Annotated in this window: 19 protein-coding genes; 17 read left to right on the top strand and 2 right to left on the bottom strand. The window is 75.4% G+C overall.

Features of this window, described 5'->3' with window-relative positions; all coding sequences use genetic code 11:
- Window positions 1-48 precede the first annotated feature (48 nt).
- The 17 genes from dnaJ (at window position 49) to B9L22_RS15765 (ending at window position 18,874) form a co-directional block, all read left to right on the top strand.
- The gene (gene dnaJ, locus B9L22_RS15845) at window positions 49-1,173 is read left to right on the top strand and encodes a molecular chaperone DnaJ (RefSeq protein ID WP_043651775.1); all 1,125 of its coding nucleotides are present in this window, start codon (window positions 49-51) and stop codon (window positions 1,171-1,173) included.
- A gap of 13 nt (window positions 1,174-1,186) precedes the next feature.
- Window positions 1,187-1,999, top strand: a complete 813-nt coding sequence (locus B9L22_RS15840; RefSeq protein WP_086151105.1) for a 16S rRNA (uracil(1498)-N(3))-methyltransferase — start codon at window positions 1,187-1,189, stop codon at window positions 1,997-1,999.
- On the top strand, window positions 1,996-2,358 hold the full coding sequence (locus B9L22_RS15835; protein ID WP_021482946.1) for an HIT domain-containing protein: 363 nt from the start codon (window positions 1,996-1,998) through the stop codon (window positions 2,356-2,358). The genes B9L22_RS15840 and B9L22_RS15835 overlap by 4 nt, the downstream gene beginning before the upstream one ends.
- A 121-nt stretch (window positions 2,359-2,479) precedes the next feature.
- On the top strand, window positions 2,480-3,568 hold the full coding sequence (locus B9L22_RS15830) for a PhoH family protein (protein WP_086151104.1): 1,089 nt from the start codon (window positions 2,480-2,482) through the stop codon (window positions 3,566-3,568).
- Entirely contained in the window at window positions 3,565-4,017 is a 453-nt protein-coding gene (gene ybeY / locus B9L22_RS15825; protein WP_021482948.1) for an rRNA maturation RNase YbeY, read from the top strand. Before B9L22_RS15830 ends, ybeY begins: the two co-directional genes overlap by 4 nt.
- Window positions 4,014-5,348, top strand: a complete 1,335-nt coding sequence (locus tag B9L22_RS15820; protein WP_086151103.1) for a hemolysin family protein — start codon at window positions 4,014-4,016, stop codon at window positions 5,346-5,348. The genes ybeY and B9L22_RS15820 overlap by 4 nt, the downstream gene beginning before the upstream one ends.
- On the top strand, window positions 5,345-6,295 hold the full coding sequence (gene era / locus B9L22_RS15815; RefSeq protein ID WP_043651768.1) for a GTPase Era: 951 nt from the start codon (window positions 5,345-5,347) through the stop codon (window positions 6,293-6,295). The genes B9L22_RS15820 and era overlap by 4 nt, the downstream gene beginning before the upstream one ends.
- 77 nt (window positions 6,296-6,372) lie before the next feature.
- Complete coding sequence (locus B9L22_RS15810; RefSeq protein WP_086151102.1) at window positions 6,373-7,971, top strand: acyl-CoA thioester hydrolase/BAAT C-terminal domain-containing protein; 1,599 nt, start codon at window positions 6,373-6,375, stop codon at window positions 7,969-7,971.
- Window positions 7,972-8,053: 82 nt separating this feature from the next.
- On the top strand, window positions 8,054-9,706 hold the full coding sequence (locus B9L22_RS15805) for a PQQ-binding-like beta-propeller repeat protein (protein ID WP_086151101.1): 1,653 nt from the start codon (window positions 8,054-8,056) through the stop codon (window positions 9,704-9,706).
- Between the two features lie 170 nt (window positions 9,707-9,876).
- Complete coding sequence (locus B9L22_RS20275; RefSeq protein ID WP_086151100.1) at window positions 9,877-12,099, top strand: hypothetical protein; 2,223 nt, start codon at window positions 9,877-9,879, stop codon at window positions 12,097-12,099.
- A gap of 231 nt (window positions 12,100-12,330) precedes the next feature.
- Window positions 12,331-14,112: a 2-isopropylmalate synthase gene (gene leuA / locus B9L22_RS15795; RefSeq protein WP_043651760.1), complete on the top strand. Its 1,782-nt coding sequence runs from the start codon at window positions 12,331-12,333 to the stop codon at window positions 14,110-14,112.
- A gap of 120 nt (window positions 14,113-14,232) precedes the next feature.
- Window positions 14,233-15,354, top strand: coding sequence for an ABC transporter permease (locus B9L22_RS15790; protein ID WP_086151099.1), 1,122 nt, complete (start codon window positions 14,233-14,235; stop codon window positions 15,352-15,354).
- A complete protein-coding gene (locus tag B9L22_RS15785) occupies window positions 15,351-16,061 on the top strand; it encodes an ABC transporter ATP-binding protein (protein WP_086151098.1) in 711 nt (236 codons plus the stop codon). Before B9L22_RS15790 ends, B9L22_RS15785 begins: the two co-directional genes overlap by 4 nt.
- A gap of 120 nt (window positions 16,062-16,181) precedes the next feature.
- Entirely contained in the window at window positions 16,182-16,754 is a 573-nt protein-coding gene (locus B9L22_RS15780; protein WP_086151097.1) for a TetR/AcrR family transcriptional regulator, read from the top strand.
- 54 nt (window positions 16,755-16,808) lie between these two features.
- Entirely contained in the window at window positions 16,809-17,627 is an 819-nt protein-coding gene (gene recO, locus B9L22_RS15775; protein ID WP_086151096.1) for a DNA repair protein RecO, read from the top strand.
- Window positions 17,627-18,430, top strand: coding sequence for an isoprenyl transferase (locus B9L22_RS15770; protein ID WP_086151095.1), 804 nt, complete (start codon window positions 17,627-17,629; stop codon window positions 18,428-18,430). Before recO ends, B9L22_RS15770 begins: the two co-directional genes overlap by 1 nt.
- Window positions 18,431-18,499: 69 nt before the next feature.
- On the top strand, window positions 18,500-18,874 hold the full coding sequence (locus tag B9L22_RS15765; protein ID WP_043651741.1) for a VOC family protein: 375 nt from the start codon (window positions 18,500-18,502) through the stop codon (window positions 18,872-18,874).
- Between the two features lie 29 nt (window positions 18,875-18,903).
- Here B9L22_RS15765 and B9L22_RS15760 read toward each other — a convergent pair whose 3' ends face one another.
- Complete coding sequence (locus B9L22_RS15760) at window positions 18,904-19,581, bottom strand: alpha/beta fold hydrolase (protein ID WP_086151094.1); 678 nt, start codon at window positions 19,579-19,581, stop codon at window positions 18,904-18,906.
- A 30-nt stretch (window positions 19,582-19,611) separates the two neighbouring features.
- Complete coding sequence (locus B9L22_RS15755; RefSeq protein ID WP_198947317.1) at window positions 19,612-20,220, bottom strand: DedA family protein; 609 nt, start codon at window positions 20,218-20,220, stop codon at window positions 19,612-19,614.
- Between the last annotated feature and the right edge of the window lies 1 nt (window position 20,221).

The following is a 20,221-nucleotide window of genomic DNA, read 5'->3' as shown; positions in this document are numbered from 1 at the left end:
GACCGGCCCCGCGCCGGCCTCACGACCCGCACCAGCAGAGAGTGACGTGTGAGCGACTACTACGAGATCCTCGGCGTGGCCCGTGACGCCAGCCAGGACCAGATCAAGAAGGCGTACCGCAAGCTCGCGCGCGAGCTGCACCCGGACGTCGCGGGCGAGGAGGCGGGCGACCGCTTCAAGGACGTCGCGCGCGCCTACGAGGTGCTGTCCAACCCGGAGAAGCGCCAGCAGTACGACCTCGGCGTCGACCCCAGCGCCCCCGGCGGCGGGGGCGGCGGCCCGATGGGCGGCGGGTTCGGCTTCCAGGACATCTTCGAGACGTTCTTCGGCGGCGCCCAGGCGCAGCAGGGCCCGATCCCGCGCGCCCGCCGCGGCCAGGACGCGCTCGTGCGGCTCGACATCGACCTCTCCGAGGCGACGTTCGGCGCGCAGCGCGAGCTCCAGGTCGACACTGCGGTCGTGTGCGGCACGTGCGGCGGCACCTGCTGCCGCCCGGGCACCTCGCCCCGCACGTGCGAGGTGTGCCACGGCCGCGGCACGGTCCAGCGCGTCGCGCGCTCGTTCCTCGGCCAGGTCATGACGAGCGCGCCGTGCGCCGCGTGCCAGGGCTTCGGCACCGTCATCCCCGAGCCGTGCGCGGAGTGCTCGGGCGAGGGCCGCGTGCGCAGCCGCCGCAGCATCACGGTCAACGTCCCGGCGGGCGTCGACACGGGCACGCGCATCAAGCTCACCGCGCAGGGCGAGGTCGGCCCGGCCGGCGGCCCCGCGGGCGACCTGTACGTCGAGATCCGCGAGCGCAACCACGACACGTTCGTGCGCCGCGGCGACGACCTGCACTGCACCCTCCAGGTGCCCATGACGGCGGCCGCCCTCGGCACCGTGCTCGAGCTGGAGACGCTCGACGGGCTCCAGGAGATCGACCTGCGCCCCGGCACGCAGCCGAACCAGATCGTCACGCTGAAGAACCTCGGCGTCGGGCACCTGCACGGCAGCGGGCGTGGCGACCTCAACGTCCACATCGAGGTCCAGGTGCCCACGGCCCTCGACCCCGAGCAGGAGCAGCTCCTGCGCTCGCTCGCCGCCCTGCGCGGCGAGGAGCGGCCCGAGCCCCGGCTCGCCGCCGCGCACCCGGGCGTGTTCTCGCGCCTGCGCGACAAGCTCTCCGGCCGCTGAGCGGGGCGCGCGCATGAGTGCTCCGGTGTTCCTCGCCGAGACGGGGACCGACGGCGTCGCGCCCGGCGACCGGTACGTGCTCGACGGCGCGGAGGGCCGGCACGCGGGCGTCGTGCAGCGGCGCGGCGCGGGGGAGCGCGTCGACGTCGTCGACGGTGACGGGCTCCGGCTGCGGTGCGTCGTCGAGCACGCCGAGTCGGGCCGCGTGACGCTCCTCGTGCAGGAGGTGGACCGCGAGCCGGCGCCGGACGTCGTCGTGACGCTCGTCCAGGCGCTCGCCAAGGGCGACCGCGACGAGATGGCGATCGAGGCCGCGACCGAGATCGGCGTCGACGCGGTCGTGCCGTGGCAGGCGGAGCGGTCCGTCGTCGTGTGGCGCGGCGAGCGCGCGGCGAAGTCCCGCGCGCGGTGGCTCGCGACCGTCCGCACGGCGACCAAGCAGGCCCGGCGCGCGCGCCTGCCCCGCGTCGAGGTCGCGCTCGACTCGCGCGGCCTCGCGGCGCGGGTCGTCGACGTCGTCGCGGCGGGCGGTCGGGCGATCGTCCTGCACGAGGAGGCGACGACCCCGCTCGCCGACGTCCGGCTGCCCGCCGGCCCGGCCACGGACGGCGCGCCCGCGCCCGAGGTGCTCGTCGTCGTCGGGCCGGAGGGCGGGATCTCCGACCGCGAGCTCGCCGACCTCACGGCGGCCGGCGCGGTCGCGGCGCGGCTCGGCCCCCACGTGCTGCGCACGTCGACCGCCGGCCCGGTGGCGGTGGCGCTGCTCGCGGAGCGGCTCGGCCGCTGGGGCGTGGCCGGGACGCGTGGTCTAGCCTCGGGGTCATGACGAGCACCGACCTGCGCACCGACCCGGACTGCCTCTTCTGCCGCATCGTCGCGGGGGAGGTGCCGGCCGACGTCGTGGCGACCAGCGAGCGCTCGATCGCGTTCCGCGACATCGACCCGCAGGCGCCCGTGCACGTGCTCGTGGTGCCGCGCGACCACCACGGCGACATCGCCCAGCTCGCGGCGGCGGACCCGGAGCTGCTCGGCGACGTCGTCGCGCTGGCGGACGAGGTGGCGGGCGACCTGGCCGACGGCCAGTTCCGGCTCATCTTCAACTCGGGGCCGCGCGCCGGCCAGAGCGTGTTCCACGTGCACGGCCACGTCATCGCGGGCGCGGAGCTCGGCTGGTCGCCCGCCTGAGCCCTGCGCGAAAGCGCGTGTGACGCCCGGCCGCGCTCGGTACGATGGAAGCGATCTGCGGGGCGGTGGCCGTCCCGGACCCACTGCCCGACCGAAGGAGCGCAGCGGCGCAAGCCGGCTCATGACCTCTCTGTCCCGAGAACCCGACCCCTCGTCGCACCGGGTCGAGCACCGCATCGTCATCCCGAACCACGTGCCGATGGTGGCGCTCCTCGGTAGCCGCGACTCCGTGCTCCGGGCCGTCGAGGAGGGGTTCCCCGCCGTCGACGTGCACGTGCGGGGCAACGAGATCGCGGTCTCCGGCCCTCCGGGGGAGGTCGCGCTCGCCGCGCGCCTGCTCGACGAGCTCGTCGAGGTCGTCGAGGCCGGCACCCAGCTCACGGCCGACGTCGTGACGCGGTCCATCGCGATGCTCACCGCCGCGACGGCGTCGCGCCCGGCCGAGGTGCTGACGCTCAACATCCTGTCGAGCCGCGGCCGCACGATCCGGCCCAAGACCGTGGGGCAGAAGCGCTACGTCGAGGCGATCGACGCGAACACCATCACGTTCGGGATCGGCCCCGCGGGCACCGGCAAGACGTACGTCGCGATGGCGAAGGCCGTGCAGGCGCTGCAGTCGAAGCAGGTCAACCGCATCATCCTCACGCGGCCGGCCGTCGAGGCGGGGGAGCGGCTCGGGTTCCTGCCCGGCTCGCTAACGGAGAAGATCGACCCGTATCTGCGCCCGCTGTACGACGCGCTGCACGACATGATCGACCCGGACTCGATCCCCAAGCTCATCGAGGCCGGGACGATCGAGGTCGCGCCGCTCGCGTTCATGCGCGGGCGCAGCCTCAACGACTCGTTCATCATCCTCGACGAGGCGCAGAACACGACCACCGAGCAGATGAAGATGTTCCTCACGCGCCTGGGCTTCGGGTCGCGCATGGTCATCACGGGCGACGCGACGCAGGTCGACCTGCCGGGCGGCACCCAGTCCGGCCTGCGCGTCATCGAGGACGTCCTCACCGGCGTGGACGACGTCGAGTTCTGCCGGCTCACGTCGTCCGACGTGGTGCGGCACCGGCTGGTGAGCGACATCATCGACGCGTACGCGCGGTGGGACCTGGCGAGCGGCGGGGGCTCGGGGAGCTCCGGGTCGCGCCGCCGCGACGACGACCGCCGCGGGCGCCCCGCGGCACGAGAACGACGGACGAGGGACGACGCGTGAGCATCGAGGTCAACAACGAGACCGAGGCCGAGGTCGACGAGGCCGAGTTCGCGGCGCTGGCACGGTACGTGCTCGACGCGATGCGCGTGCACCCGCAGAGCGAGCTGTCGATCCTCTTCGTCGACACGGACGTGATGAGCGAGCTGCACGTGCGCTGGATGGACGAGCCCGGCCCGACGGACGTGCTGTCGTTCCCCATGGACGAGCTGCGGCCCGGGCGCGACGGCGAGGTCGCCGGCCCCGGCCAGCTCGGCGACGTCGTGCTGTGCCCGGAGGTCGCCGCCCAGCAGGCGGTGACGGCGGGCCACTCGACGGCGGAGGAGATGCTGCTGCTCACGACGCACGGCATCCTGCACCTGCTCGGCTACGACCACGCCGAGCCGGAGGAGGAGAAGGAGATGTTCGCGCTGCAGCGCAAGCTGCTCCTGACCTTCCTCGCAGGCCGGTGAGCGGCGAACCCGTCGCGCTCCTGGCGGCCCTGACCGTCCTGACGGTCGTGCTCGCGGCCGCGCTGAGCGCGGGCGAGGCCGCGGTGCTGCGCGTGACGCGGGCGGCCGTCACGGAGGCCGCCCTGGGCGACGACCCGGCCGTGCCCGCCCGCCCGGAGGGGCGCCGGGCGCTGGCGCTGCTCGCGGACCCGGCGGCGACCGTGCGCTCCGTCGGCTTCGTGCGCGTCGTCGCGGAGGTCGCGGCGGTCGCCTGCCTCACGCTGCTCGTCGCGGCGTGGCTGGAGCCGTGGTGGCAGGTCCTGCTCGTCGCGCTCGCGGTGAGCGTCGTCGTCGGGCTCCTCGTGGTGCGCGTGAGCCCGCGGTCCCTCGGCCGTCGCCACGCGGTGCGCGTCCTGCTGAGCCTGTCGCGCCTGCTCACGATCGTCGTCGGGGCCACGCGCTGGCTCACGCGCCTCGCCCCGGCGCCCGACGAGGGGGCCCACCAGCGCGAGCTCCAGGACATGGTGGACCGCGTCAACGAGTCCGAGGTCATCGAGGAGGAGGAGCGCGAGCTCATCCGCTCCGTGTTCGAGCTCGGCAGCACCCTCACGCGCGAGGTCATGGTGCCCCGCACGGACATGGTGACGACGTCGCGCGACACGCCCCTGCGCAAGACCCTCTCGCTCTTCCTGCGCTCCGGCTTCTCCCGCATCCCGGTCACGGGCACGTCCGCGGACGACCTCGTGGGCGTCGCCTACTTCAAGGACGTCGTGCGCGTCCTGCAGGGCGGTCCCGGGACCGACGCGCGGCCCGTGGGCGAGGTCGCGCGCCCCGCGATCTTCGTGCCCGAGTCCAAGCCCGTGGACGACCTGCTGCGCGAGATGCAGGCGTCGTCCTCGCACATCGCGATGGTCGTCGACGAGTACGGCGGCGTCGCGGGACTGGTGACGATCGAGGACGCGCTCGAGGAGATCGTGGGCGAGCTCACGGACGAGCACGACCGGCCGGAGCCCGAGGTCGAGGACCTGGGCGAGGGCGTCCTGCGCGTGCCCGCCCGCCTCGGCGTCGACGAGCTCGGCGAGCTCTTCGGCCTCGGCCTGGACGACGACGACGTGGACACCGTGGGCGGCCTGCTCGCCAAGGCGCTCGGCAAGGTCCCGCTGCCCGGCTCCGTGGCCGAGGTCCACGGGCTGCGCCTCGAGGCCGACCGCGTCCAGGGCCGCCGCAAGCAGCTCGCGACCGTCCTCGTCTCCACGGCGACCTCGCCCGACGCTCCGGTCCCCGCGCCGGACGAGCCCGACCCCGCGGCCGACACCCGTCAGCCCCTCCCCACCGTGAAGGACACCCCGTGAGCACGACCACCCCCGAGCACCGCTCCGGCTTCGCCTGCCTCGTCGGGCGGCCCAACGCGGGCAAGTCGACCCTGACGAACGCGCTGGTCGGCCAGAAGGTGGCGATCACCTCCGGGCGCCCCCAGACGACGCGCCACACGATCCGCGGGATCGTGCACCGCCCCGACGCGCAGCTCGTCCTCGTCGACACCCCGGGGCTGCACCGCCCCCGCACGCTGCTCGGCGAGCGTCTCAACGACCTCGTGCGCGAGACCCTCACCGAGGTCGACGTCATCGCGTTCTGCCTGCCCGCCGACCAGAAGATCGGCCCGGGCGACCGCTTCATCGCGAACGAGCTCGCGGAGCTCATGCGCGGGCGCCGCGGCACGCCCGTGGTCGCCGTCGTGACGAAGGCCGACCTCGTGGACCGCGGCACCCTCGCCGCGCACCTGCTCGCGGTCGACCGCCTGGGGGAGACGGCGGGCGGCTGGGCCGACATCGTCCCCGTCTCGGCCCAGGACGGCTACCAGGTCGACGTGCTCACCGACGTCCTCGTCTCCCACCTGCCCGAGGGCCCCGAGCTGTACCCCGGCGGCGAGCTCACGGACGAGCCGGAGGCCGTCATGGTCGCCGAGCTCGTGCGCGAGGCGGCGCTGGAGGGCGTGCGCGACGAGCTCCCGCACTCGCTCGCGGTCCAGGTCGAGGAGATCGTGCCCCGCGAGGGCAGCGGCGACGAGGCCACGGGCCGGCCGCCGCTGCTCGACGTGCGCGTCAACCTCTTCGTCGAGCGCGACTCGCAGAAGGCGATCGTCATCGGCCGCGGCGGCTCGCGCCTGCGCGAGGTCGGGACGCGCGCGCGGCACGGCATCGAGGCGCTCCTCGGCGCGCGCGTCTACCTCGACCTGCACGTGAAGGTCGCCAAGGACTGGCAGCGCGACCCCAAGCAGCTCCACCGGCTCGGGTTCTGACCCGGGGGGACGTCCCCCGTGCCGCCGTCGGGAGGGCACCAGGGACCGGCCGGCGGCCCGCGGCGTACGATTCCTCGGTGATCTTCCGGACCGCCGCGACGACGGCAGCCCTCGCGATCGTCCTCGCGATCGTCGGTGCGGTCACCGGGCCGCAGTGGGACCCGGTGCCCGTGACCGAGCACCTCGTCCCCGAGACGCCCGACACGACCGTCGGCGGGCAGCCGCCCGGCGGGGCCGCCCCGGTCGGCACCTACGACGTGCGCGAGACCGACGTGACGGTCCGGCTCGACGGCGCGACCGTCGGGGGCGTGCTGCGCGAGCCCGTCGACGCGGGCGACGACCTGCCGGGCATGGTGTTCGTGCACGGCGCGGGGACCGGCCTGGCGTCCGAGGCGTTCGTGGACGTCGCGACCGACCTCGCGAGCGCGGGCGTCGTGACCCTCGTCCCGGACAAGCGCCTGGACACCTACACCACGCGGCACCGCGACTACGAGGCGATGGCGCGCGACTACGCGCACTCCGTCGCCCTCCTGCGGGCGCGTCCCGGCGTCGACCCGGAGCGCGTGGGGCTGTACGGGGAGTCCGAGGGCACGTGGATCGTGCCCGTGATGGCGGCCGACGACCCGACGATCGCGTTCACCGTCCTCGTGTCCGCCCCGGTCGTGCCGCCGCGCCAGCAGGCCGCGTTCGCGGTCGACAGCTACCTGCGCAACACCGACGTGCCCCACGGGGTGTTCCGGGCCATCCCGCGCGCCGTGGGGATGGCGATCCCCGGCGGCGGCTTCGAGTACGCCGACTTCGACGTGGAGCCGTTCCTCGAGCGGCTCACCCAGCCGGTGCTCGTCGTGTACGGCACCGCGGACCCGTCGATGCCCGTCGAGCAGGGCGCGTGGCAGATCCTCGACGCCACGGGGCCGTCGTCGCAGGTGCCGGGCGGCGCCGACGTCACCGTGCGGTACTACGCGGACGCGAACCACGGGATCAAGATCGACGACGTGCTCGTGCCCGACTTCCCGCGCGACGTGAGCGCGTGGGTGACGTCCCTGCCCGCGAGCGCGACCGCGCTGCCGCAGGTCGCGGGCGCCGAGCCCACGCAGCAGTACCTCGCCGGGCCGGTCCCGTCGCCGCGCTGGCTGGGCAACGGCGACCTGTTCGTCGCCCTCGTCCTCGCCGCCGTCGGGCTGCTCGTGCTCGGCCCGCTCGTCGGCCTCGTCGGGGGCCTCGTGCGCCGGCTGCGACGGGTCGCGGGCCGGCCCGGAGCGCCCGCCGGTCTCGCGCCCGGCTTCCGCGTGCCGCTGGTGGGGCTCGGGGTCGGCGCGTTCGCGACGACGGTCGCGCTCGTCGTCTACCTCGTGGCCACCGCGCGGCTCGCGCTCGACTACGAGAAGGACGCGTGGGTCGTGCAGGGCGGCTGGATCGGGGTGCGGCTCGTCGGGCTCGCGACGCTCGTCGCGGGAGCCCTGCTGGTCAACCGGGCCGCCGAGGTCCGCTCCGCGCGCCGTGCGCACGACGAGCGCCGGGGCACCGGCGAGGTGGTCGCCGCGGACGAGGGCGGGAGCGTGCTGCAGGTCGCGCGGGGCGTGACCCCCCGCGTCATGCTGTGGTGCGTGATCGCGGGGTCCACCGTCCTGCTCGTCATCCTCGCGTACTGGGGCGTCTACCAGCTCGGCATCTGACCCTGCCGGTGCGCCGTCGTCCGGGCGTGGCGGTCCCGCCGCTCGCCCGGCGCGGCCCGACGGGCGTGCGTATCGTGGACGGGTGAGGCGCCGTCGGCTCGCGCAGGACCGGGCGGCTCGTGCCGGGCACGTCACCCACGAGCCGACGACGGACGGTGCCGGGACGGCGGTCGGCGGCTTCGAGCTCCTGCCGCCCGAGCTGCGGTCCGACGACCGGTTCGACGCCGCCCTGGATGCCGCGCTCGCGAGCCCCGCCGAGGCGCCCGCCCACCGTCCGCCCGACGGGCCGCGACCCCGGGACGAGGACGGCTCGCCCGCCGTCCGGGGCGGGCACCACGACCGGGCGGCCCGCGACGTGCTGCCCCTGTCGCGCCCGCAGGACGAGCGCCCGCCCACGGCCCACGACACGCCCGGCCTCGCGCGGTCCGGCGCGCCCCGGCCGTCCCGGTCCGCCGGGGGCGGCGAGTCCCCGCAGGTGCGTGCGGCCCGGCGCCGCTGGTTCCTGCACCCCGTCCCGTGGGTGGCGCTCGCGGTCGCCGTCGCGTTCGCCGGCTCCGTCGCCTTCACCGCGTCGATGGAGGACGCGCGGCCCGTGGACGTCACCGCGCTCGCCGGCGGTCTGCGGCCGCTCGAGGACCCGCCCGAGCCGCGCTGGTCGGTCCCCGTCGAGCCCGGCACCGAGGTCGTCCCCGCGGTCGGCGCCGTCGTGACCGTCGACGGGTCGCTCACGGCGTACTCCGTCGCGGACGGCTCGGTCCTCTGGCGGTCCGAGCGTCTCGGCGACCGTGCCACGTGCCTGCCGGCCTCGGGCGAGCCCGCGCGCGAGGTGGTGGTGTGCGCGGTGCCGACGGGGTGGCGCGAGCAGGCGGCCCGGCTCACCACCGTGCGCGCGACGACCGGGGAGGTCGTGGGGGAGCGCACGGCCCCGACGGCGGGGCGGCTGTCCGTCGTGCCGGTCGGCGCGACGGACGTCGTGCGGGCGTGGTGGCGCGGCGACGAGGTCGCGGTGGTGCGCGAGGACGCCGCGACCGGCGAGGTGCGGTGGGAGCGCACGCTCACGCACGACGGCCTCGGGAGCGGTGGCGACGTCGTGCTCGACGTGCGCCGCGGCGTCGTGGACGTCCTCGCGCCGGGCGTCGCGGCGGCGCTCACGGAGGACGGTCTGTCGCTCGTCGAGGACGACGTGTGGACCATCGTCCGGCTCCAGGACGGGCGCTACGTCGGCAACGAGTACGGCCGCGGCACCGCCACGGTGTTCACCGCCGCGGGCGAGCCCGCGTTCCGGATATCCGGCCGCGTGCTCGAGGCGCCCCTGTCGGACGGGTCCGCGCCGGGCGTCATCGTCACGAACACCTTCGGCAGCATCGTGGGCGTGGACGCCGCGACCGGGTCGGAGCTGTGGTCGTTGCCGGGCACGGGCATGCGCGCCGTCGCGCGCGTCGACGGCCGCGTCGTCGTCCAGACGGACTCGGCCTACCGCAGCGTCGACGCCCGCACGGGCGAGGAGGCGTGGGCCGTCACGCTCGAGGACGGCGGCCCCGGGCCGGTGCTCACCGACGGCCGGTCGCTGTTCGTCACCGAGCGGCAGCGCCGCCAGCCGGGGCTCGTGTCGATCGCGCTCGACGACGGGGCGGTCGAGTGGCGCTGGACGCTGCCGGAGGGCACCTACGACGTGCTCGCGGTCGAGGGCCGGCTCTTCCTCCTCGGGACGGGCGGGCTGACGGCGGTCTCGTGAGGTGCCGGGCGGGCGCGACGCCCTCCGGCGTCGCCGCCGGCACCGTCCGGATGGTGGCCCCGGGCCGCGTGGGCGCTTGAGCCGCACGTGATGAACCGGTAGAAACGGTCGGGGCCCCTCGGCCCGGCGTGCGTGCGACCGGCACCGCGCGACAGCGTAGGGAGTGCACGATGACCAACCAGACAGAGCCGGCCGAGGACCCGCAGCCCGGTGCTGCGGGCACCGGGCCGACCCCGGCGCCCCAGGGCGTCACGGCGGGTGACGGGGACTCCACGGCCGAGCGCGCACCGGACGGTGCGACGGGCTCGGCAGGGTCGGACCCGGACGCGGCGGGAGCCGCGCGGGCCGCGGACACGGAGAAGGGCACGGACTCCGCCCGCGAGACCGGCGGGACCGCGACGGCGACCGCCACCGCGTCGCCCTTCGCCGGGATCCCGGTGAGCGACTACGTGCGCGACGGCGTCGCCGCGCTGCTGCTCCTCGTCTCGCTGGCGCTGCCGTGGGACGTGTCGAGCCGCGCGTCGGACAAGATCGAGGTCGTCCTGCTGACGATCCTCTCGCTGCTGACGCTCGCGCTGCCGTACCTCGCGCGCACGGGCGTGCTCCCGACGACCTGGACCGTGCACACCACGCGCAAGGTCCGTCTGCTGGCCAACGCGCCCTACGTGCTGCTCGTGCTCGTCTACCTCGTGGTCGACGTCGTGGGGGGCGGCGACCTCGCCGACGGGTGGGGCGGGGTCGGCTCCGCCGCCGCGCTCGGCCTCGCGGGCGCGCTCCTCGCGGCGCAGCCGCGCGAGAGCGAGCTCGGGCCGCAGGACCAGGACCGCGCGGTCACCGACCGGTGGCTCCAGGCGCTCCTCGCGCTCGCGGCGCTCCTCGCTCTCACCGTGCTGCTCACGGTGATCCTCACCGCCACCGGCACGCGCCTCGGCGGCGCCCTGTTCGTGCTGCTGGTGATCGTGGCCGCGGTGTTCGTCCTCGCGCTCGCCGGGCTGCCGACGTACGGCACGTGGCGCCGGTCCGAGGCCGCGCGCCTCACGCTCGTCGGGCTGGGCGTCATGCTCGCCGTCGGGTTCGTCCTCGGCTCGGGCAACAACGGGCTCGTGACGATCGAGAGCACGCACGGCGGCCGGTTCGGGCTCGTGCTCGTCCCGGCGCTCGCGGCCGTCGCCGCGGCGCCCGCCGTGCACCGCGCGATGGCCGCCGCGGACCCGGTGACCACCTGGGTGCGCGTGGCCGTCAACGCCCTCGACCTCGTGCTCGTCGTCGCGGGCTACGTCGCCGTGAGCGCCGTGCTCACCCTGGCCGACGGCGCACGCGGCGTCCCGGTCGTCCTCGCGGTGATCGTCGGTGTCCTCGCGGCCGCCGTCGCGTTCGTCGCGCGCCGCTCGCTCGCTCGCGACGCCGCCACCGGGCGCCCGCTCGCGCTCGGTGGCGCCGGGGTCGTGGCGCTGCTCGGCATCGTGCTGCTCGTCGTGACGTCGAACCGCGTCGTGCTCGGCGGCGGCGTGGAGCACGTGCTGCTCGCCTTCGGCCTCCCGCTGCTCGTCGTCGGGGCGCTCACCGTGCCGCGCGAGGTGCGCGCCTACTTCGCCGAGCACCGCCCCGTGCCCGCGGCCACCGGGGCGGAGGCGGCACGCGCGTACGTGTGGCAGCCGCCCGCGCCGAAGCAGCCCAAGCCGGCCCGGCCCGCGCCCGCCCCGGCGGGCCCGCCGACCGGCGCGCACCCGACGACCGGGCACACGGGCGCCTACCCGGGCTCGGGTGCCTACCCGGCCACCGGACCGACGGGCGCCTACCCGCCCGCCGGGCACACCGGCCCCGTCCCGACGCAGCAGGCGCCGGACCGGCGGTTCGCCGCCGGGTCCGACGCGACCGAGGTGCTCCCGGTCCAGCCGGCAGAGCCGGAGCGCAGCGGGTACGCCGCGCGTCCCGGCCTCACGCCCGACGAGGGCCCGTCGACGGCGGTCCTGCCCGCCTACCAGGAGGAGCAGCCGGGCACCGGCCCGCAGCCGACCGCCCAGCAGCCCGGCCAGGGGTACCCCCAGCAGGGCTACGGCCAGCAGCAGGGCTACGCGCCCTCCGGGACGGGGCAGCAGGGCTACGCGCCGCAAGGGTACGACCAGCAGGGCTACGGCCAGCAGGGGTACGCCCAGCAGCCCGCGGCGCAGCAGCCGTCGTACGCCCCGCCGGCCCAGCCGGCGGGCTTCACCGCGGCCCAGGCGCTCGACCCGGGCACGCCGCTCGAGGTCCTGGCGCAGATCGTCCAGGACGCCCCGCACCTGCGGCCCCAGGTCGCGGCGAACCCGTCGACGTACCCCGCGCTGCTCGAGTGGCTCGGCAACCTCGGCGACCCCGCGGTCGACGCGGCGCTGCGCTCGCGACGCGGCTGACGCACCCCGGCGCCCGGTCGGCCCTCCGCGCGAGGGCCGGCCGGGCGCACCCACGCCGTGCCCGAGGAGCGGACGTCCCGGGCGCGCGGACGGCGGAGGAGTACAGTGGCGTCGTGCACCTGATGCGGCAGCTCCTCCTTCGTTGCCGCGGCGAGGCCCTGTAGCCGGTTCCTCGTCGCGGTGGTTGGTGTGCCGGCTGACACCGATCAGGACGACCCCGAAGGACCGACGATGAACGCCTCCGCCCCCACCTCGACGCCCACCGCCGCGGACCCGAACCCGCAGCAGCCGTCGGGCATGCCGATCCACAAGTACCTGCCGTTCCACCGGCAGATCGACGTCTCCCTGCCCGACCGCACGTGGCCGGACAAGCGCATCGAGACCGCGCCCCGCTGGTGCGCCGTCGACCTGCGCGACGGGAACCAGGCCCTCATCGAGCCCATGAACGCGGAGCGCAAGCTGCGCATGTTCGAGCTGCTCGTCGCGATGGGCTACAAGGAGATCGAGGTCGGCTTCCCCTCGGCCTCGCAGACCGACTTCGACTTCGTGCGGATGCTCATCGAGGAGGACCGCATCCCGGACGACGTCGTCATCCAGGTCCTCACGCAGTCCCGCGAGCACCTCATCGCGCGCACGTACGAGGCGATCAAGGGCGCGAAGCAGGCGATCGTGCACCTCTACAACTCGACGTCCGTCCTGCAGCGCGAGGTCGTGTTCCGCTCGGACGAGGACGGCATCATCGCGATCGCCGTCGACGGCGCGCGGCTGTGCAAGAAGTTCGAGGAGACCGTCCCGGAGACGACGGTCTACTACGAGTACTCGCCCGAGTCGTACACCGGCACGGAGCTCGAGTTCGCGGCCCGCATCTGCAACGAGGTGCTGGAGGTCTTCGAGCCCCGCCCCGACCGCAAGGTCATCATCAACCTGCCCGCCACGGTCGAGATGGCCACGCCGAACGTCTACGCCGACTCGATCGAGTGGATGAACCGGCACCTGCACCACCGCGAGAACGTCGTGCTGTCGCTGCACCCGCACAACGACCGCGGCACGGCGGTCGCGGCCGCCGAGCTCGGCTACCAGGCGGGCGCGGACCGCATCGAGGGCTGCCTGTTCGGCAACGGCGAGCGCACCGGCAACGTCTGCCTCGTCACGCTGGGCATGAACCTGTTCAGCCAGGGCGTGGACCCGCAGATCGACTTCTCCGACATCGACCACGTGCGCCGCACGGTGGAGTACTGCAACCAGCTCGGCGTCCCCGAGCGGCACCCCTACGCGGGCGACCTGGTCTTCACGGCGTTCTCCGGCTCGCACCAGGACGCCATCAAGAAGGGCTTCGACGCGATGGCCGTCCGTGCGGAGGCGGAGGGTGCCACGGTGGACGACATCACGTGGGCCGTCCCGTACCTGCCGATCGACCCCAAGGACGTCGGCCGCTCGTACGAGGCCGTGATCCGCGTCAACTCGCAGTCCGGCAAGGGCGGCATCTCCTACCTGCTGAAGTCGGAGCGCCACCTCGACCTGCCGCGCCGCCTGCAGATCGAGTTCTCGCAGTCCGTGCAGCAGCACACCGACGCGCACGGCACGGAGGTCACGGGCGAGGACATCTGGCGCCTCTTCTCGGACGAGTACCTGCCCGTCGAGCCCGGCTCCGGCCTGGAGCCGTGGGGCCGGCTCAAGCTGCGCTCCACGCGCGCGTCGTCGAGCGAGGACGGCCCCGACACCCTGAGCGTCGACGTCCTCGACCGCGGCGAGGAGCTGACGCTCGAGGGCACGGGCAACGGCCCGGTCGCGGCGTTCGTCGACGCGATCGCGCAGGTGGGGGTCGACGTCCGCGTCCTGGACTACGCGGAGCACGCGCTCTCGGAGGGCGGGGACGCCACGGCCGCGGCGTACGTGGAGTGCCAGGTGGGCGACGACGTCCTGTGGGGCGTGGGGATCGACCCGTCGATCACGACCGCCTCGCTCAAGGCCATCGTGTCCGCCGTGAACCGCGCGGAGCGTGCCCAGGGCTGACCGCCCTCCCGCCGATCTCACCGACGGCCCGGACGACCTCGTCGTCCGGGCCGTCGGCGTTTTGTCGACACCATGTTGGTAAGATGCCGACGCACTGTCGACAACATTGGAAGGCTCCTCATGTTCCTCGCGTTGCGCGAGCTCGTCTTCGCGCGCACCCGCTTCCTGCTCATGGGCGGTGTCGTCGCGCTGGTCGCGGTCCTCGTCGTCCTCCTCTCCGGGCTGTCCGCCGGCCTCGTCAACGACGGCGTCTCCGGCCTCAAGCGCACACCCGTCACCGACTTCGCCTTCGCCGAGGGCACCGGGACGGACGCCGCGTTCACGCGCTCCGTCATCGAGACGGACCAGGTCGGCACCATGGCCGAGCAGCCGGGCGTGCTCGAGGCCGCCCCGTACGGCCTGCTGCTGGCCAACGCGCACCAGGAGGACGGCTCGCCCGTCGACCTCACCCTCGTGGGCGTCGAGCCCGGCTCGTTCGTGGCCCCGGCCGCGATCGCGGAGGGCGTCGCCGTCGGGGCGGCGGACGGCATCGTCGTCTCGGCGACCGCCGCCGAGGACGGCCTCGCCGTCGGCGACACCGTGGCCCTCGCCCGCCCGGAGCGCACGCTCACCGTCGTGGGCGTCCTCGAGGACCAGCACACGTTCGGGCACGTCGACATCGCCTACCTCCCGCTCGGCACGTGGCAGGAGCTCCTCGCCGGGGCCGAGCAGCCGGGAGCCGACGTGCCGGACGTCGCGACCGCCGTCGCGCTGCGCACCGACCCCGGGTCGTTCGACCGCGAGGCCGCCGACGCGGCGTCGGGCACGGTGACGCGCACGCTCACCGAGTCCTTCGACGCCTCGCCCGGGTACACGGCCGAGACCGCGACCCTCCTGCTCATCCAGGTGTTCCTCTACGCCATCTCGGCGCTCGTCGTCGGGGCGTTCTTCACCGTGTGGGTCATCCAGCGCCGGCACGAGATCGCCGTCCTGCGCGCCATGGGGGCGCGACGCCGCTTCCTGCTCGCCGACTCCCTCGGCCAGGCCGCCGTGCTCCTGCTCGCCTCGATCGGCGTGGGCTTCGCCCTCGGCGTCGCGGCGGGCGCGGGCCTCGGCGCGTCGCCGATGCCGTTCGCGCTCCAGGCGCCCGACCTCGTGCTGGCCGGCGTCCTGCTCTTCGTCCTCGGCATGGCCGGAGCGGCCGTCGCCGTCGCGCGCATCACCTCCGTCGACCCCCTGACCGCCCTGGGAGGGCAGCGATGAGCACCACCACCCCCGCCACGCCCGTGCTCGAGATCGACCGGGTCACCGTCCGCCACGGCGACGGCGACACCACGGTCGTCGCGCTCGACGAGGTGAGCCTGAGCGTCGCCGCGGGCGAGCTCGTCGGTGTCGTCGGTCCCTCGGGCTCCGGCAAGTCGAGCCTGCTCGCCGTCGCCGGCGCGCTCACGGCGCCGGAGTCCGGGACCGTCCGCCTCGAAGGGGTCGACCTCGGCGCGACGAACGACCGCGAGCGGGCCCGGCTGCGGCGCGAGCGCATCGGCTTCGTCTTCCAGTCCGGCAACCTCCTCCCGGCGCTCACGAGCGTCGACCAGCTCCGGCTCGCGCTGCGGGTCGCGGGGATCGACGAGCGCGACCCCCGCGCCCGCGACCCCCGCGAGCTGCTGGGCTCGGTGTCCATGAGCCACCGCGCCGACCGCCGTCCGGACCAGCTCTCCGGCGGCGAGCGGCAGCGCGTGGGGATCGCCCGCGCGCTCGTCGCGAGCCCCGCGCTGCTCCTCGTCGACGAGCCGACGGCGGCGCTCGACCGGGCGCGCAGCCACGAGGTCGTGAGCCTGCTGGCCCGCGAGGTCGAGGCCTACGGCGCCGCGGCGCTCATGGTCACGCACGACCACGACGTCCTCGAGCACTGCCACCGGGTCGTCGAGATGGTCGACGGGCGGCTCGGGCTGTCCGCGGTGGCCGGCTGACGTCGGCGGGCGGCCCCGGAGGGCCGCTCCACCGCCCCCGGTCGGGCATGATGGTCCGGCCGGGGGCCGTCGCGCTCCCGGGGGAGCGCTCCGCTGAGCGCTCCGGGAAGGAGGACCTTCGTGCCCAAGATCGCCGCCCCGACGGTGGCCGAGCACCGCGCGGCGCAGCTCCGGACCCTGCTCGACGCCGCCCGCGACCTCATCCGCGAGGACGGCAGCGGGCTCACGCTCGCGGCGGTCGCGGCGCGGGCCGGGCTCGCCCGGTCGAGCGTCTACCAGTACTTCCGGTCGAGGGAGGAGCTGCTCGACGCGGTCGTCGCCGACGTCGTGCCGCGCTGGTCCGCGCGCATCACCGCCGCGGTGGCCACCGCGGCGTCGCCGGAGGACGCGATCGTCGCCTACGCGCGCGAGAACCTGCTCCTCGTGGCCGAGGGCGAGCACGCCGTCGTCGCCGCGCTGCGCGCCGAGGCGGGCCGCGAGGCGCTCGCCCAGCAGAGCGCCGCGATGCACGCGACGATCCTCGTGCCGCTCGTCGAGGCCCTGGAGCAGCTCGGCGTCCCGGACGCCGCGCGCTCCGCGGAGCTCGTCAACGCCGTGGTGCTCGCCGCGGCCCGCCAGGTCGAGGCCGGCGAGGACGCGGGCACGACGCTGGCCCGCGTCCGCGCGGTCCTCGGGTGCCTCGCGCCCGCGTGACCGCCGTCGGCGGGTGGTGCGCGCCGTGTCGGCGGCGTGACGGACAATAGGGGCGTGGTGCTGTACCGAGACGACGCGATCGTGCTGCGCGCCCAGAAGCTGGGCGAGGCGGACCGCATCGTCACCCTCCTGACGCGCGAGCACGGGAAGGTGCGCGCCGTCGGCAAGGGCGTGCGCCGCACGTCGTCCCGGTTCGGCGCGCGGCTCGAGCCGTTCATGCTCGTGGACGTCCAGCTCTACGCGGGCCGGTCGCTGGACACGGTGACGCAGGCGGAGACGATCGGCCCGTACGCGCGCCGGATCTGCGAGGACTACGGCCTGTACACGGCGGGCGCCGCGATGCTCGAGACCGCGGAGCGCCTCGTCGCCGACGAGCGCGAGCCCGCGGTGCAGCAGTACTGGCTGCTCGCGGGCGCGCTGCGGGCGCTCTCGGAGCACGCGCACGCGCCGGGGCTCGTGCTCGACTCCTACCTCCTGCGCGCGCTCGCCGTCGCGGGCTGGGCGCCGTCGTTCGTCGACTGCGCGCGGTGCGGCGAGCCGGGCCCGCACCACGCGTTCGCCGTCGCGCAGGGCGGGGCCGTGTGCTCGCGCTGCCGCCCGCCGGGCTCGACGGCGCCGGCCCCCAAGACCTTCGCCCTGCTCGCCGCGCTGCTCGCGGGGGAGTGGGACGCGGCCGACGCGTCGGACGCCCGGCACCGCAAGGAAGCGAGCGGCCTCGTGGCCGCGTACAGCCAATACCACCTGGAGAGAACGTTGCGATCACTGCGCATGGTGGAGCGGGACGCCCCCGCCCCGCACGTCCCCGCCGTCCCGCACGCCGACGAGGCCGCCGCCTCCGCGGACCCGCGCGCCGGCGCCGGGGCGGACGCCTGATGGCGCGGCGCACGTACCGGCCGCCGTTCCCGCACCCCAGCGGTGCGCGGCCCCCGGCGATCCCGGCGCAGTTCGTGCCGAACCACGTGGCCGTCGTCATGGACGGCAACGGCCGCTGGGCCAACGCGCGCGGGCTGCCGCGCACCGCGGGCCACGAGGCCGGCGAGGCGGCGCTGCTCGACGTCGTCGCGGGCGCCATCGAGATCGGCGTCAAGCACGTGTCGGCGTACGCGTTCTCGACCGAGAACTGGAAGCGCTCGCCCGACGAGGTCCGCTTCCTCATGGGCTTCAACCGCGACGTGATCCGGCGTCGCCGCGACGAGATGGACTCGTGGGGCGTGCGCGTGCGGTGGGCGGGGCGTCGTCCGCGGCTCTGGGCGTCGGTGATCAAGGAGCTCGAGGTCGCGGAGGAGCAGACGAAGCAGAACGACGTCTGCACGCTGACGATGTGCGTCAACTACGGGGGTCGCGCCGAGATCGCCGACGCCGCGGCCGCCATCGCGCGCGAGGTCGCCGCCGGGCGGCTCGACCCGCGCAAGGTCACGGAGCGGACCGTCCAGCAGCACCTCGACGAGCCCGACCTGCCGGACGTCGACCTGTTCCTGCGCAGCTCGGGCGAGCAGCGCACGTCGAACTTCATGCTGTGGCAGGCCGCGTACGCGGAGCTCGTGTTCCTCCCGGAGCCCTGGCCCGACGTGGACCGCCGCTCGCTGTGGCGCGCCGTCGAGGAGTACGCGCGCCGCGACCGCCGCTACGGCGGCGCGGTCGACGCGGTGGGCGGGACGGCGGACGGCACGGCCTGACGTCGTGCGCGGGGCGGCGCGCGCCCTGTCGCCGGGACGCCGTGGGAGGCGGCCGGTAGCGTGCGCGGCATGACTCTGAGCATCGGCATGGTGACCGTCGACTCCACCGACCCGCGGCCGCTCGCCCAGTGGTGGGCGCGCCGCCTCGGCGGGCGGCTCGTCGACGAGGCGGACGGGTGGTTCCTCGAGGTCGTGCCCGCCGAGGGGGTGACGGCTCCGGTCCTCGGGTTCCAGCGCGTCGAGGACCCGACGCCCGGCAAGAACCGGCTGCACCTGGACCTCGGCACGTCCGACCGCGAGGCCGACGTCGCGGCGCTCGTGGCGGACGGCGCGACGCTCGTCGGGGAGCACACCATCCCCGGGTACCGCTGGGCGGTGCTGGCCGACCCGCAGGGCAACCAGTTCTGCGTGGGCGCGCCCGAGGAACCGACGAGCGTCGGCTGAGGGGGCGGTCGTCCCGTCGGGGCGGACCGTCAGCGGGCCAGCGCGTCGAGCCGGGCGGCGAGCTCGGCCGGGCGGCTGAGCGCCACGAGGTGGCCGCCCGGCATCGTCTCGACCTCGGCACCGAGCCGCTCGCGCGCGACGGCGCGCTGGAAGGGCGGCGGGAAGAGCCGGTCGTCGTCGCCCTGCAGCACGACCGTGGGCACGGCGGGCCAGGCGCGGGCCGGCCACGGCTCGGCGAAGGACCGCTCGGACGGCTGCCGGTCGCTGCGCTGCACGACGGCTGCGACCGGCTCCGGCACGTCGTGGAAGAAGTCGTCCACGGGGTCGAACGGGCCCAGGCCCGTGGCGGCACGACGCGCGGCGTGGTCCGTCGCGCGCCACCAGTCGCCCCCGCTCTCGCCCGGTCGCGGGATCATCGGGTTGAGCAGCACGAGCAGGCGGACCGCCTCGCGCTCGCACACGAGCGGCCCGACGTACGCGCCCATGGACTGGGCGACGACGACGAGGTCGTCCCGCTCGGCGGCGGCCGTCGCCCGGTGCAGCGTCGTCACCGCGACGTCGGTGAGGTCCGCCCAGCCGTGGCCCTCGTCGTGCTGGGGGAGGTCGACGGCGACCGGCCGGTGGCCGAGCCGGTCGAGCTCCGGGACGAGCAGGTCCCAGTACGCGGGGTCGCCGCCGGCGCCGGGCAGCAGGAGGAACGTCGTCATGGGGGTTCGGACGGTCCGGGACCCGTCATCTCATCGGTCGGTGCGCGGCGCGTCCTCGTCGCGGGGGAGCGTCGCCTGCCCGTCCAGCGCGGGGACGTCGCCGGCGGTCGTGCCGGCCGGCACGACCGCGGCGTCGGCGCCCGCCCGGGCGGCCCGACGGCGGACCATGAGGACCACCGCCACGGCGGCCGCGACGATGATCGCGACGAGCACCGCGACACCCGTGGGGGAGCCCGTCGCGGCGGCGAACGCGGCGGTCCACATCGCCCACCCGACGGTCGCGTAGATCGTCGCGTGCACCGCGCACCCGAGGACCATGGCCGCGAGGTAGCGCCCGAACGGCATGCGCACGACGCCCGCGGCGGCGTTGATCACGGTCTTCGTCCCGGTCGCGAGGAACGACGCGGGCACCGCGAGCACGCCCCACCGCCGCACGGTCTCGATCCCGCGTGCGGCCGACCGCCCGGACAGCCAGGCGTGGACGCGCGCGACCCACGGCTTGACGGGGCGCGTGCGGTCGAGCGTCCACGTCGTGACGAGGCGCGCGATCCAGTAGGTCGCCTGCGTCCGCACGAACGCGATCGCGAAGAAGAAGGCGAAGAGCGCGGCGAACGGGGCGCCGTCCAGCGCGTCGGGCACC

The organism is Cellulosimicrobium sp. KWT-B (genome assembly GCF_002127155.1).
Taxonomy (GTDB): domain Bacteria; phylum Actinomycetota; class Actinomycetes; order Actinomycetales; family Cellulomonadaceae; genus Cellulosimicrobium; species Cellulosimicrobium funkei.
Note: the sequence above shows the minus strand (reverse complement) of the source record. Positions and strands in the feature narration are given on the sequence as shown.

Excerpts from the sequence above, each read along its gene's own strand:
- leuA (WP_043651760.1), top strand. The coding sequence starts at position 12,331 with ATGAACGCCTCCGCCCCCACCTCGACGCCCACCGCCGCGGACCCGAAC.
- B9L22_RS15770 (WP_086151095.1), top strand. The coding sequence starts at position 17,627 with ATGGCGCGGCGCACGTACCGGCCGCCGTTCCCGCACCCCAGCGGTGCG.
- B9L22_RS15785 (WP_086151098.1), top strand. The coding sequence starts at position 15,351 with ATGAGCACCACCACCCCCGCCACGCCCGTGCTCGAGATCGACCGGGTC.
- B9L22_RS15765 (WP_043651741.1), top strand. The coding sequence starts at position 18,500 with ATGACTCTGAGCATCGGCATGGTGACCGTCGACTCCACCGACCCGCGG.
- B9L22_RS20275 (WP_086151100.1), top strand. The coding sequence starts at position 9,877 with ATGACCAACCAGACAGAGCCGGCCGAGGACCCGCAGCCCGGTGCTGCG.
- B9L22_RS15760 (WP_086151094.1), bottom strand. The coding sequence starts at position 19,581 with ATGACGACGTTCCTCCTGCTGCCCGGCGCCGGCGGCGACCCCGCGTAC.
- B9L22_RS15835 (WP_021482946.1), top strand. The coding sequence starts at position 1,996 with ATGACGAGCACCGACCTGCGCACCGACCCGGACTGCCTCTTCTGCCGC.
- B9L22_RS15830 (WP_086151104.1), top strand. The coding sequence starts at position 2,480 with ATGACCTCTCTGTCCCGAGAACCCGACCCCTCGTCGCACCGGGTCGAG.
- B9L22_RS15790 (WP_086151099.1), top strand. The coding sequence starts at position 14,233 with ATGTTCCTCGCGTTGCGCGAGCTCGTCTTCGCGCGCACCCGCTTCCTG.
- B9L22_RS15840 (WP_086151105.1), top strand. The coding sequence starts at position 1,187 with ATGAGTGCTCCGGTGTTCCTCGCCGAGACGGGGACCGACGGCGTCGCG.